Origin of the sequence: Halogeometricum pallidum JCM 14848 (genome assembly GCF_000337095.1) — an archaeon.
In the GTDB taxonomy this organism is placed as follows: domain Archaea; phylum Halobacteriota; class Halobacteria; order Halobacteriales; family Haloferacaceae; genus Halogeometricum; species Halogeometricum pallidum.
In genome coordinates this window covers 239248-251420 of record NZ_AOIV01000006.1, presented here as the reverse complement: position 1 = coordinate 251420, position 12173 = coordinate 239248, and the positions used below count along the sequence as shown (strand labels likewise).

Annotated in this window: 13 protein-coding genes; 5 read left to right on the top strand and 8 right to left on the bottom strand. The window is 67.2% G+C overall.

Annotation, left to right across the window (positions count from 1 at the left end):
* Together C474_RS04050 and C474_RS04045 are read left to right on the top strand one after the other, a co-directional pair.
* A partial coding sequence (locus tag C474_RS04050; protein WP_008384183.1) for a hypothetical protein occupies positions 1 to 1054 on the top strand: 1054 nt, incomplete at its 5' end.
* A gap of 84 nt (positions 1055 to 1138) precedes the next feature.
* Complete coding sequence (locus tag C474_RS04045; RefSeq protein ID WP_239640372.1) at positions 1139 to 1876, top strand: CPBP family intramembrane glutamic endopeptidase; 738 nt, start codon at positions 1139 to 1141, stop codon at positions 1874 to 1876.
* Positions 1877 to 1967: 91 nt separating this feature from the next.
* Here the strand turns inward: C474_RS04045 and C474_RS04040 are convergent, their stop codons facing one another.
* Both C474_RS04040 and C474_RS04035 read right to left on the bottom strand, forming a co-directional pair.
* Entirely contained in the window at positions 1968 to 2426 is a 459-nt protein-coding gene (locus C474_RS04040; protein ID WP_008384181.1) for an NOB1 family endonuclease, read from the bottom strand.
* A 22-nt stretch (positions 2427 to 2448) separates the two neighbouring features.
* Complete coding sequence (locus C474_RS04035) at positions 2449 to 2694, bottom strand: PRC-barrel domain-containing protein (protein ID WP_008384180.1); 246 nt, start codon at positions 2692 to 2694, stop codon at positions 2449 to 2451.
* Positions 2695 to 2965: 271 nt separating this feature from the next.
* On the opposite strand from C474_RS04035, the gene infB reads away from it, so the two are divergent.
* Both infB and C474_RS04025 read left to right on the top strand, forming a co-directional pair.
* Positions 2966 to 4786 (top strand): translation initiation factor IF-2, encoded by a 1821-nt coding sequence (gene infB, locus C474_RS04030; RefSeq protein WP_008384179.1) that lies wholly within the window; start codon positions 2966 to 2968, stop codon positions 4784 to 4786.
* Between the two features lie 124 nt (positions 4787 to 4910).
* Entirely contained in the window at positions 4911 to 5177 is a 267-nt protein-coding gene (locus C474_RS04025) for a hypothetical protein (RefSeq protein ID WP_049916690.1), read from the top strand.
* 9 nt (positions 5178 to 5186) lie between these two features.
* Here the strand turns inward: C474_RS04025 and C474_RS04020 are convergent, their stop codons facing one another.
* The 6 genes from C474_RS04020 to C474_RS03995 all read right to left on the bottom strand — a co-directional run bounded on the left by C474_RS04020 (position 5187) and on the right by C474_RS03995 (position 9730).
* On the bottom strand, positions 5187 to 5567 hold the full coding sequence (locus C474_RS04020) for a DUF5811 family protein (protein WP_049916689.1): 381 nt from the start codon (positions 5565 to 5567) through the stop codon (positions 5187 to 5189).
* Between the two features lie 89 nt (positions 5568 to 5656).
* On the bottom strand, positions 5657 to 6127 hold the full coding sequence (locus C474_RS04015; protein ID WP_008384176.1) for a pyruvoyl-dependent arginine decarboxylase: 471 nt from the start codon (positions 6125 to 6127) through the stop codon (positions 5657 to 5659).
* 103 nt (positions 6128 to 6230) lie between these two features.
* Positions 6231 to 7460 carry a proteasome-activating nucleotidase Pan2 gene (gene pan2 / locus C474_RS04010; protein WP_008384175.1) on the bottom strand — a complete coding sequence of 410 codons (1230 nt, stop codon included), beginning with the start codon at positions 7458 to 7460 and terminating at the stop codon, positions 6231 to 6233.
* A 206-nt stretch (positions 7461 to 7666) separates the two neighbouring features.
* Positions 7667 to 8716 (bottom strand): PAS domain-containing sensor histidine kinase, encoded by a 1050-nt coding sequence (locus C474_RS04005; protein ID WP_008384174.1) that lies wholly within the window; start codon positions 8714 to 8716, stop codon positions 7667 to 7669.
* A 53-nt stretch (positions 8717 to 8769) separates the two neighbouring features.
* The gene (locus C474_RS04000; RefSeq protein ID WP_008384173.1) at positions 8770 to 9246 is read right to left on the bottom strand and encodes a deoxyuridine 5'-triphosphate nucleotidohydrolase; all 477 of its coding nucleotides are present in this window, start codon (positions 9244 to 9246) and stop codon (positions 8770 to 8772) included.
* Positions 9247 to 9325: 79 nt separating this feature from the next.
* Entirely contained in the window at positions 9326 to 9730 is a 405-nt protein-coding gene (locus C474_RS03995) for a hypothetical protein (protein ID WP_394295413.1), read from the bottom strand.
* Positions 9731 to 10014: 284 nt separating this feature from the next.
* Between C474_RS03995 and C474_RS03990 the strand changes: the two genes are divergently transcribed.
* Positions 10015 to 11994, top strand: a complete 1980-nt coding sequence (locus tag C474_RS03990) for an aconitate hydratase (RefSeq protein ID WP_008384170.1) — start codon at positions 10015 to 10017, stop codon at positions 11992 to 11994.
* Positions 11995 to 12173 lie beyond the last annotated feature (179 nt).

Genomic DNA, 12173 nt, shown 5'->3' with positions numbered 1-12173 from the left:
CGCCCTCGGCGCGGCGACGCTCTCCTCGGCGCTGTCGGAGCCCTCGGACCCGGACGCCTACTACCTCGACAACGTCGACCCCGAACGCGTCACCCGCCTGCTGTCGACGCTCGACCTCTCGGAGACGGTGGTCAACGTCGTCTCGCGGTCGGGGACGACGGCCGAGACGCTGGCGAACTTCCTCGTCGTCCGCGAGGCGATGGACGACGCCGGCGTCGACTGGACCGACCGGACGTTCGTGACGACCGGGGAGGAGGGGAACCTGCGCAATTTGGCCGCGAAACACGACCTGCCGTCGCTACCGGTGCCGGACGGCGTCCCCGGCCGGTTCTCCGCGCTGTCGACGGTCGGACTCGCAGTGTCCGCGATTCAGGGCCACGACCTGGACGCCCTCCTCGCCGGGGCGCGCGCGGAGTCCGACCGCCTCTCGGGGTCGCTGTTCGAGTCGCCCGCCTACGCCTACGGCGCGGCGTCGTACGCCCTCGCCAACCGCGGCGCGCTGACGAACGCGATGATGCCCTACAGCGAGGACCTAGAGTACTTCGCCGAGTGGTTCGCGCAACTGTGGGCCGAGAGCCTCGGGAAGGACGGACTGGGACAGACGCCCGCGCGCGCACTCGGCGCGACGGACCAACACTCCCAACTCCAACTCTACCGGGCGGGGCCGCGGGATAAACTGGTGACGCTCGTCCGCCCGACCGACCGCGACGACCGAGCGATTCCCGAGACCGACCTGGAGGGCCTCTCCTATCTCGGCGGGTCGTCGCTCGGCGACCTTCTGAACGCGGAGTTCGAGGCGACGGAGGCGAGTCTCGCGGCCGCGGGCGTCCCGAACGTGCGCGTCGAGATAGACGCGGTGGACGAGCGAGGACTCGGGGAACTGCTGTACGGGATGGAGGCGGCCTGCGTGCTGTACGGCGAACTCGCCGCCGTCTCGACGTTCACCCAACCGGCCGTCGAGTGGGGCAAGCGCGCCGCGCGCGGACTGCTCGGCGGCGGCGACTTCGAGGAGGCCGACGCGGTGTCCGAGAAGACGCACCTCGTCGTCGAGTAGCCGGCGGAAGTGGGACGGGTGACCGGGGACCGGCATCCCTATCCGCCGCCGCCGCATATCGCCGGCAACGAAATGGCATCCGACGTGTCCTCCGCTACCCGCTCGGACCTCCGGACGGCCCTCCGCGCGTTCGGCGGCGTCGTCGTCGTCGTGCTCCTCGTTCTCGTCTGCGCCACGATATTCGTCTCGCTGGCGACGGCGCTCCTCCGGGCCGTCGGTATCGACCCGGACGGAGCGCTCGGGACGGCGCTGGTCAGCGCCTCCCAGTTCGTCGGGTTCGGCGTCGCCGCCGGGGGCTACCTCACCGCGACCGACCAGTGGGGGCTGATACACCGCCGCCTGCCGTCCGGCCGGGACCTGAAGTGGACCGCCGTCGGACTGGGAGTCCTCGTCGGCCTCTATCTGCTCATCAGCTTCGGTCTCACCCGGTTCGGCATCGACAGCGGCGACAGCGCAGTCGCGGCGACGGCGGAGGGCCAACCGGTCCTGTTTCTCTACTACATCCCGGTGACGCTGCTGCTCGTGGCGCCGACGGAGGAACTCGTCTTCCGCGGGGCCGTCCAGGGGCAGTTCCGGCGCGAGTACGGCGTCCCGTTCGCCGTCGCGGCGTCGAGCGCGGTGTTCGCGTCCATCCACTTCACCTCCTTCACCGGGTCCGGCGCGTTAGTGTCGCTGGCCGTCGTCCTCGTCCTCGGCGGGGTGCTCGGCGTCGTCTACGAGAAGAGCGAGAGCCTGCTCGTCCCCGTCGCGGCCCACGGCCTCTACAACACCGTCCAGTTCGCCGTCAGTTACGCGCTGGCGGTGGGACTGATTTCGGGCTAGGGGAGGGGGCGCCGCACCACCTCCCGACGCGTCGCTCGGGGATCGAAAAGCGGGAGAATCGAACCGCACGGCACCGCACCGCGGCGGTCGGTTACGCGGGGTTCTTCCGAGCGAGTTCCGTCCCGCAGATGGGACAGCGCTCCTTGTGCTCGTCGAACTCGCGGCCGCAGCCCTGACACTGGAACCGCCAGTTGCGCTGTTCGTCGATACCGTCCTGGGCGATGACGTTCACCGTCACGTTGACCCGTTGGGCGACGTTCTGCATCGCGTAGTCGTCGGTGACGAGGGTGGCGTCGAGTTCGAAGGCGGCGGCTAAGAGGCGGATGTCGGTGTCCGAGAGCGTCTCCCGGTCGCCCGTCTCCTCGGCGGCGCGGCGAATCTTCTCGACGGTACCCGACGCGGGGATGTGGATGTGCATCCCCGCCCCCTCCATCGCGTCGAAGCGGAAGGAGGCCTCGCCCTCCAGTTCGTCTGCGACGAGGGGAATCGAGGCCGTCTGGTCGTCGGTGTGGTACTCGTGGATGAACGCGGAAGAGTCGAGAACCTGCATCGGCACGTGTCTGTATTACTGCTTAACGCTGGACGACGATGTAGTCTTTTACGGCCTGAACGCTGGAGACGGGGACGTGGAACCGCCCGTCTTCGTCCTGTTCGAAGGCGACTTTGTCCGCGCGGACCTCCTCGTGCGGCGAGACGAGCAAGTCGTGCAGCGTCCCGGTCTTCAGATTCATCGTGATGTTGTACAGCATTCCGAGTTCCGTCCCGTCGGCCCCCATGACGGCCTTCCCGGAGAGGTTTTCGGCGAGTACGTCGGCCATGACCGGAGATATTCGACTACGGTTACATAAGTGCCACGGGGTTCGTCCGCCGGCCGTCGGACGGCGCGGCGGGCGAGCGACGCCGTACGGGACCCGAGTTCGCCGCGTCGGACCCCGACGGCGGCGGTTCCGAGGCGAGTCCGCCGCACCTCGATTCGGCCGAAATCGGCGGACTCCCCGTGTCTCGCGTTCACGCGCGTCCGCCCGTGACGATGGACTTAACTTCGACGCACCCCGCCTATCAGTACAGAACTTCTCGGAGTGACTTTTCATGTCTGACACCGACGCCGACGCTGACGCCTCTCCCGCAACCGAATCGAACGCACTCCGGACACCCATCGTCGCAGTGCTCGGGCACGTCGACCACGGCAAGACGACGCTGCTCGACAAGATACGCGGCTCGGCCGTCTCGGAGGGCGAAGCGGGCGCCATCACCCAGCACATCGGCGCCACGGCGGTCCCCCTCGAAACCGTCTCGCAGATGGCCGGGAGCCTCGTCAAACCGGAGGACTTCGACCTTCCGGGGCTCCTGTTCATCGACACGCCGGGGCACCACTCGTTCTCGACGCTCCGTTCGCGCGGCGGCGCCCTGGCCGACATCGCCATCGTCGTCGTCGACGTGAACGACGGCTTCCAACCGCAGACGCTCGAGGCCCTCGACATCCTCAAGCGGACGGGGACGCCGTTCGTCGTCGCCGCGAACAAGATAGACACGACGCCCGGGTGGAACCCGCAGGACGGGTCGCCCATCCAGGGCTCCTACGATAGCCAGTCCGATAGCGCCCGCGGACGACTGGACGAGAACCTCTACGAGATAATCGGCAACCTCTCGGACGAGGGCTTCTCCGCGGACCTCTACTGGCGCGTCCAGAACTTCCAGAAGAACGTCGGCGTCGTCCCCCTCTCGGCGATGACCGGCGAGGGCATCCCGGACCTCCTCGCCGTCCTGATGGGCCTCTCCCAGCGCTACATGAAAGAGGAGATGGAAATCGACGTCTCCGGCCCCGGCGCGGGGACGGTCCTCGAAGTGAAAGAGGAACGCGGGTTCGGCGCGACCGTCGACGTGGTGCTGTACGACGGGAGCGTCCGCGAGGACGACGTCATCGTCGTCGGCGGCGTCAACGGACCGATAGTCACCGAGGTGCGCGCCCTCCTGCAACCCCGCCCGAACGCGGAGATTCGGACCGAAAAGCGGTTCGACAAGGTCGAAGAGGTGCGCGCGGCGGCCGGTATCAAGATAGCCGCGCCGGACCTCGACGACGCGATGGCGGGCGCGCCCATCCGCGTCGTCCGCGACCGGAGCGAGGAGGAGGTCATCGAGGACGTGACCTCCGAACTGGCCGAGATAGAGGTCGACACCGCCGACGAGGGCGTCGTCGTCAAGGCCGACACGCTCGGCAGTCTGGAAGCGATGGCGAACGCCCTCAAGGAGGCGGAGGTGCCCATCCTCCGCGCCGAGGTGGGCGACGTCGCGCCGCGCGACGTGGCCGTCGCGTCGACGGCCCGGGAGATGGAGAACAAGGTCATCCTCGGATTCAGCGTCGACGTCCTCCCGAACGCCGAGGACGAACTCGAGACCAGCGAGGTGCGCCTGTTCCGCGACGACGTGATATACCAACTCGTCGAGGAGTACGAGGAGTTCATCGACGAACGCCAGCGCGCACAGCAGGAGACGGTGATGGACAAGATAATCCGCCCCTGCCGGTTCCGCATCCTCGAGGACCACGTCTTCCGGCAGTCCGGTCCCGCCGTCGTCGGCGTCGAGGTGATGTCGGGCACGCTGAAGAACAACACGAACGTCGCCAAGTGGGAGGGGAACAAGCCCACCCGCGTCGGACAGCTTTCGGGCATCCAAGAGCAGGGCGAGGACGTTTCGGAGGTCCGCGCCGGCAACCGCGTCTCCATCGCCATCGACGGCCCCACCGTCGGTCGGCAGATAGAGGAGGGCGACGAACTGTGGACCGAACTGCCCGAAAAGCACGCGAAGATACTCGAACAGGAACTGTCCGACGAGATTCCGGCCGACGAACTCGAAGCGCTGACCGGGTATCTGAACAAACACCGGCGGCGCGACCCCTTCTGGGGGAAGTGAGGACGCAGGAACCGGACCGAAGCCGAACCGGACCGGACCGGAACTGGGCGGACGCCGGCGACAGTCCCCTCAGGAGTAACGTTTAGTACGAATCCGCCGGTAGTGGTTCGTGACGGTGAGTACAATGAATGTCAAAAACACCCCCAGCGGCGCGACTACCGGACCGACTCTCGCATCGCGGTACGATTGGCTCTTGCTGCTGCTCCCGGTTCCGATGCTTCTCGGCGCCGTCGTCGCGGCGGCCGTCGGCGTCCGCACCGCGTTCGGCGTCAGCGTCGGCGGACTCCCCTCCACGGCGATGCTGGCGTACGCGCTGTTCGTGGACCCGCCGCTCTCGAACGTCCCGAACGGAGAGCGCGGGAGAGAGCGGGGCGGGACGGCGCGGAACTGAAAACGCGTCTTATCGCGCGGTCGGCGTCAGGTCGTCGCCGACGGCGTTCATCACCTGAAACGCCGCGGAGGCGGCGAGGCCCCGGGCGACCTCGTCCCGATCGTCGTCGGTGAGACCCGACTCCAGGTCCTCCTCGTCCGGGGTGAATCCGGCGCTGATGGGCCGACCGACCGGCGGGCGGACGGCGACGGTGGCCTGCGGGCCGTTCGACCCGTAGGAGAGTTCCGAGCCGACGGCGTAGCCCTCCGGAAGGTACGTCTGCGTGCGCGAGACGATTCCGGCGACGGCCTCGCGGAGGTGCCGTACCTCCGACGTCGAGAGTTCCGATTCCTCGGGGTGACCCGCGTCCACCACACCGGGCGCGCCTGCGTAAGGGTTGTTTCCGTTCATGAGGATGAGTCGTGGAGGCTACGGGAACGCGAAAGATAAAGCCGTCGGAGGGGGCGGAGAACCGCCGTCGTCGGAAGGGCGAGGCGCGGTCAGAAGACGGACTCGCTCGGGCCGTAGGCGGCGAGTGCGACGGCGGTGGTGTAGCCCTCCCCGTCGTTCTCCGCGGTCGCCAGCGAGACCCGCTCTTCCTCGAACGTCCACTCGCGGAGGCCGCGGCCCGCGTCGAGGCCCTCCTCGACGGCGCGGCGGACCGCGTCGGGGTTCTCGCCGGACGCCTCGTAGAACAGGCCCGGACCGGGGCCGGTCGTCCACCCCAGGCCCGCCGAGACGGTGCCGACGCCGCCGGTGGTCGCCCGCGCCTGCACGACGGTGAGTCGGTTGCCCGCCGGACCGAGGTCCGGGGCGACGTCGACCTCTTCCACCGTCGCCTCCGCGGGGATGACCGAGGAGACGGTAACGAGGTTGTAGTTGTGGACGTTGGCCGCCGCGAGCGCGGCGTCGTAGGACGCCATCTTCGTGGGGGCGGTTCCCACGCCACGAACGACGTAGATGGTGCTCATCGTCGGAGAACGTCGCCGCGGAGAATAAGGGGTTACGGAACGCCGGTCGGCGCGAACCGCGGGGACGCGGCGCGCCGGTGATGCCCCTCGGACTCGGCGTCAGCTAGTACTGGTAGTCGGTGAGGCCCGGAATCGACGTCGACTCCTCGGAGTCACGCAGTTTCTCGAGGGCGTCGTCGAAGTCCTCGCGGCGGACCTCGGTGCGTTCGTCGCGGATGGCGTACATGCCCGCCTCCGTCGTCAGCGAGGCGATGTCGGCGCCGGAGTAGCCGTCGAGTTCCTCCGCGAGTTCCTCGAAGTCCACGCCGTCGGCGACGTTCATGTCGCGCGTGTGTATCTCCAGGATCTTCACGCGACCCTCGGGGCCGGGGTTCGGCACCTCGATGAGGCGGTCGAAGCGGCCCGGTCGAAGGATGGCTTCGTCCAGCATATCGAAGCGGTTCGTCGCCGCGATGATGCGGATTTCGCCTCTGTCGTCGAAGCCGTCCATCTCCGAGAGCAGTTGCATCATCGTGCGCTGGACCTCCGCGTCGCCGGACGTCTTCGAGTCCGTGCGCTTGGAGGCGACGGCGTCTATCTCGTCGATGAAGATGACGGCGGGTTCGCGGTCGGCCGCGAGTTCGAAGAGGTCGCGGACGAGGCGGGAGCCCTCGCCGATGAACTTCCGGACGAGTTCGGAGCCGGCCATCTTGATGAACGTCGCGTCCGTCTCGTTGGCGACGGCCTTCGCCAGCATCGTCTTCCCGGTTCCCGGCGGGCCGTGCAGGAGGACGCCGGACGGGGGTTCGACGCCGACCTTCTCGAACATCTCGGGGTTCGTGAGGGGGTCCTCGACGGCCTCGCGGACCTCGCGGACCTGCTCGTCGATGCCGCCGATGTCGTCGTAGGTGACGTCGGGAGAGGCGTCGACTTCCATCGCCTGCGCGCGGGAGTCGGTCTCGTCGTCGAGGACGGACTGGATGGCGAAGGAGTCGTTGATGGCCACCCGGTCGCCCGCCTCCACCTGCGATTCGAGGTGCGGCGAGGTGTCGGTGAGGACTTCCTGGTTGTTGCCGTGTTGCTTGATGACGACGCCGTCGTCGGTGGCTTCCTCGACCGTCGCGATGTAGAGAGACGAGGTCTTCAGCGTCTCGTTGCGACGCTTCAACTGGTCGACCTCGTCTTGAAGGTCGTCCCGACGGTCTGTCGCCTCCGAGAGGCGGTCGTCGAGTTCTCGGTTGACCTCGGTGAGACGTTCGAAGTGCTGCCGGAGCGCAGACAGCCGTTCGGCGTCCGACATCTCGGGGTCGAGGTCGAGCCGAGGACGTTCGGGAAGCGAGGGGCTTCTGGACATCTGCTATCGAGACTTGGAGGTGCGCATAAATGTGCCTTTGGGTACCCCGGCGGTTTTGTGACCGCGCGTCTCCGAGGGCGAACGTCCGAAACCGTCAAGTAGCGCCGCAGCGGCGCCCCGTCGCGACCGACCGTCTGTGGGAGTTCGCGACGGTTATGGATACGCGTGCAATCGGTGACGTGCGCGTTCGGCGCGCGCGGGGAGGTTTAGAGAGGCGAGTCGACGCGCCGAAATCGGAGTTCGAAGACGCTGCCCGTCGGGTCGCGCGGCCGGTAGTTCACCGACCCGCCGTAGAACGCCAGCAGTCGGTCGACGAAAAAGAGGCTGAGTCCCTGTCCGTGCCTGAGTTGGGACTCCTCGGTGCGGCCGAACAGGTACTCCGACCGATCGGCGTCGATTCCCGGCCCGTCGTCCTCGACGGTCAGCGTCACCGCCGCGTCCGTCGCCGTCGCCGAGAGCCACACCATCGCCTCCTCGGCGTCGTTGTACTCGACGGCGTTCTCCACGACGGCGTCGACGGCGCGGGGGAGCGCCTCGTCCGCGAGCACCCAGAGGGGGACGTCGGGGAGGTCGAGGTGGAAGGCGACTTCGTCGTCGGCCCGCGCCGCGTGCGCCGCGACGCTCCCGTCCCCGACGCCGTCGACGACCGCTTCCACCGTCTCCCCGAGGTCGACGGGGGCGAGCACCGCCGAGGAGCGTTCGAGGAGTTCGTGCAGGTCGCGGGCCGTCTCGGCCCGTTCGAGCAGTCGGTCGACGCGGCGAATCGCCCGGTCGACGAGTTCGCGCTCCTCGGGCGGGACGGCATCCCTGACCGTCGAGAGCACGCCGCCGACGACGTTCGCGTCGTTCCGGACGTTGTGTCTGAGCACCCGGTTCAGCACGTTGACCGTCTGCTCGCTCCGGCGACGTTCCGAGAGGTCGATGAAGATGCCCGTGTAGCCGAGCAGTTCGCCGTCGTCGAAGAGCGGAAACGTCGTGCCGCGGCCGTAGACGCGTTCGTCCGACTTCGTGACCGCCTCCAGTTCCCCCTCCCACGGTTCGCCGGCGGCCAACCGGGCGGTCATCGACTCGTACGTCTCGGGGTCGTCGACGAGAAACAGCGGAAGCGTTCCAAGCATCTCCTCGCGGGAGTAGCCGGTGAAGTCCAAGCAGGCCTGATTCACGTCGACGATGGCGAACGACTCGTCAGTCACTACCGTCGGGTTGGGCGTCTCGTGGAGTATCAGCGGGTAGACTTCTGGCGGTGGCGATCTCATATCATGTTGCGGACCTATCGAGGACTGAACGTATCGAGGGGATAGACCCGAATCTATCTTTCGGTGGAACCGACGCGTTCGCCCTGGTAGCTACCGTCGTACACGCCGTCGTGGTTCGCCCGCCCGAGGACCAGTTGGGCGACGCGCGCGCCGGGTTCGAGTTCGACGTCGTAGTGGACCTGCAGCAGACCCTCCCCGCGCCCCTCATACCCGGCGTCCCAGACGGCCGTGTTGAGCATGCAGGAGTTGCGCATGAGCGACGACCGGGGGTAGAGAAACCCGACGTGTCCCTCGGGGATTGTTATCGTCTCGGCGTACTGGAGGACGTACCCGCCCGGCGGGAGGGCGTAGGCGCCGTCGGTGAGCGAGATGTGCTCGCGGTCCCCGATTCGCTTTCCGTCGACGCCGAGTCGCCCCGGTTCGACCTGTTCGAGCACCGACTCCAGCGTCAGGTCGACGCCGTTCGGTTGGACCTGCGAGTCGGCCGTCGGTTCGACGTGGTCGGCGACGAACGCCCCCGAGCGGAACATACCAGGGGGCGTTCGAGGAGACGCAAAGCGCTGTCGTTCCGCGTCGCGGACGCCGGCGCCGAAGCGGCCGACGACCGAATCACCCCGTGCGGGGCGCAATCTCCGTATCGAGGTAGTCGATGCACCACTCCAGGTCGTCCATCGACGCCGTCTCGCCGTCCCGGTCGATGGAGACGATGAACCCCGACTTCTCTCGGAGCGACTTCGTCCACGCCAGGACCCACGAATCGTCGAAGACGCGGATGAACGCCCGCAGTTGACCCGCCTTGAACGCCCCCTCGGTAGTCCGACCGCTCAACTGGTGGACGATGGTGTCGTCGACGATGGACTGGCTCTCGCCGGGGTCGTACAACTCGCTCATGTCCTCGCGCATCCGCGCTTCGTGCTCCGTGGCCCTGTACTCCGTGACCACCCGCAGGTCGTCGCCGACCCGGTCTGAAATGTCGTCCCACACGGTATCCACGAGCGAATTCTCCACGTTCATTCGTCGGACGAGAGCGAGGATATCATGGTTTTCTATCCTCGTCGCGTCCGACACCGGTCGGAGAACGCGGGTCACCGTCTACATCGTCGTTCGGACAGTTCTGCCGCGACGGCGACGATTCGCGGGGGTTCGAGGTGGAACCGCTCCCGGCGCCGGGAGTGCGACCGCCCGACGCCGCGTACGTCCATCATTATCTAAGGCGGATTGAATATGTGTATAAGGAACATACCTCCGACCTCAAACACGCGGGATTTATAATCGTAGACGGTCGAAATTAGGACGATATGGGACAGACGCTTACGGAAAAAATTCTCGACGATCACCTCGTCGAAGGGGAACTCGAACCCGGAGAGGAGATCGGAATTGAGATCGATCAGGTCCTGACACAGGACACGACGGGTACGATGGTCTGGCTTCAGTTCGAGGCGCTCGAACTCGACGAAATCCAGACGGAACTGGCGGCGCAGTACTGCGACCACCAGACCTACCAGTTCGACTTCAAGAACACGGACGACCACCGCTTCCTCCGCTCGGCGGCGGGGACGTACGGCGCGCACTTCTCGCGCCCCGGCAACGGTATCTGTCACAACGTCCACAAGGAGAACTTCGCCGCGCCCGGCAAGACGCTCCTCGGGTCGGACTCGCACACGCCAACACCCGGCGGCCTCGGCGAACTCGCCATCGGCGCCGGCGGTCTCGACATCTCCGTCGCCATGGGCGGCGGCGCGTACTACGTCGAGATGCCGGAGGTCGTCAACATCCGTCTCGAAGGTGAGCTCCCCGAGTGGGCCACCGCGAAGGACGTCATCCTTCACCTGCTCCGCGAGCTCTCCGTGAAGGGCGGCGTCGGCAAGGTGTTCGAGTACACCGGTCCCGGCGCGGACTCGCTGACCGTCCCCGAGCGGACGACCATCACCAACATGGGCACGGAGCTCGGCGCGACCTCGTCCATCTTCGGCACGGACGAGAAGACGAAGGACTACCTCGCCCGGCAGGACCGCGAGGACGAGTACGTCGAACTCTCGCCCGACGAGGACGCCGAGTACGCCGACCAGATCACGGTCGACCTCTCGGATCTGGAACCCCTCATCGCCAAGCCGTCGATGCCGGACAACGTCGTGCCCGTCAGCGAAGTCGCGGGCGAGTCCGTCGACCAGGTCATCGTCGGTTCCTGTACGAACGGTGGCTACGAGGACATCCTCCCGGCCGCGAAGATGCTCGAGGACCGCGAGATCAACAAGAAGACCGAGATGATCGTCGCGCCCGGTTCGAAGCAGGCCTCCGAGATTCTCGCGCGGCAGGGCTGGACGGCCGAGATGATGGCCGCCGGGGTCAACTTCTCCGAGGCGACGTGCGGTGCCTGCATCGGCATCGGTCACGTTCCCGCCTCCGACTCCGTCTCGCTGCGGACGTTCAATCGGAACTTCGAGGGTCGCTCCGGTATCGAGGACGACTCCGTCTACCTCTGCTCGCCGGAAGTCGCCGCCGCCGCGGCGCTGAAAGGCGAAATCGTCGACCCGCGCGACCTCGCCGACGAACTCGGCGACATGGAAGCGCCGGGCATCGAACTGCCCGACCAGTACGACGGCTCGAAGGCAGACCTCATCTCGCCCGACGAGGCCGTCGACGACGAACTCATCAAGGGGCCGAACATCGGCAACGCACCCATCGGCGAACCGCTGGGCGCCGGTATCCACGGTGAGGCCCTCCTGAAGATGGAGGACAACATCACCACGGACCACATCATCCCGGCCACCTCGGACATCCTCAAGTTCCGCTCGAACATCGAGAAGCTCTCGGAGTTCACGCTCTCGCGCGTCGACGACACGTTCGCGCAGCGAGCGATGGACTCGGACGGCGGCGTCCTCGTCGCCGGCGAGAACTACGGTCAGGGGTCCTCCCGCGAGCACGCCGCCATGTGCCCGCAGTTCCTCGGTATCGATGCCGTGCTGGCGCAGTCGTTCGCCCGCATCCACAAGGCGAACCTGTTCAACTTCGGCATCCTGCCGCTCGCCATCGACGAGGAGACCTACGAGAAGATAGAGCAGGGCGACGACATCGAAGTCGTCACCGACGTCTCCGAGGCCGTCGACGCCGGCGAGACCGAGTTCACCGTCCGCGTGAACGACGACTGGGAGGCCACCGCGACGCTCAACGCCTCCGAACGCGAGCGAAGAATCCTCTCGGCCGGCGGCAAGCTTCGCCTCACGAAGGAGCAGTACGCCGACGAGGGCCGAGGCGGCGCGACGCCCGCCGACGACTGAGCCCGAAGACCGAGCGGTACCCGACGCACCCGGATTCTTTTTCGACGCCCCGCCCGGAGAGCGGCGTCGCCGTCCGCGTCCGTCCCCCGGCGGATGCGAGCGACCACCGCACTTTTGCGCACTCCCCGCCTACCGACAGAGAGTGAGCGAGGGAACTCCGAACGCGGGACGCGACGCGA

Bases quoted from the DNA above. Each gene is read 5' to 3' on its own strand.
- C474_RS04000 (WP_008384173.1), bottom strand. From the start codon at position 9,246: ATGTTCCGCTCGGGGGCGTTCGTCGCCGACCACGTCGAACCGACGGCC.
- pan2 (WP_008384175.1), bottom strand. From the start codon at position 7,460: ATGTCCAGAAGCCCCTCGCTTCCCGAACGTCCTCGGCTCGACCTCGAC.
- infB (WP_008384179.1), top strand. From the start codon at position 2,966: ATGTCTGACACCGACGCCGACGCTGACGCCTCTCCCGCAACCGAATCG.
- C474_RS04005 (WP_008384174.1), bottom strand. From the start codon at position 8,716: ATGAGATCGCCACCGCCAGAAGTCTACCCGCTGATACTCCACGAGACG.
- C474_RS03995 (WP_394295413.1), bottom strand. From the start codon at position 9,730: ATGAACGTGGAGAATTCGCTCGTGGATACCGTGTGGGACGACATTTCA.
- C474_RS04020 (WP_049916689.1), bottom strand. From the start codon at position 5,567: ATGAACGGAAACAACCCTTACGCAGGCGCGCCCGGTGTGGTGGACGCG.
- C474_RS03990 (WP_008384170.1), top strand. From the start codon at position 10,015: ATGGGACAGACGCTTACGGAAAAAATTCTCGACGATCACCTCGTCGAA.
- C474_RS04040 (WP_008384181.1), bottom strand. From the start codon at position 2,426: ATGCAGGTTCTCGACTCTTCCGCGTTCATCCACGAGTACCACACCGAC.
- C474_RS04025 (WP_049916690.1), top strand. From the start codon at position 4,911: ATGAATGTCAAAAACACCCCCAGCGGCGCGACTACCGGACCGACTCTC.
- C474_RS04015 (WP_008384176.1), bottom strand. From the start codon at position 6,127: ATGAGCACCATCTACGTCGTTCGTGGCGTGGGAACCGCCCCCACGAAG.
- C474_RS04035 (WP_008384180.1), bottom strand. From the start codon at position 2,694: ATGGCCGACGTACTCGCCGAAAACCTCTCCGGGAAGGCCGTCATGGGG.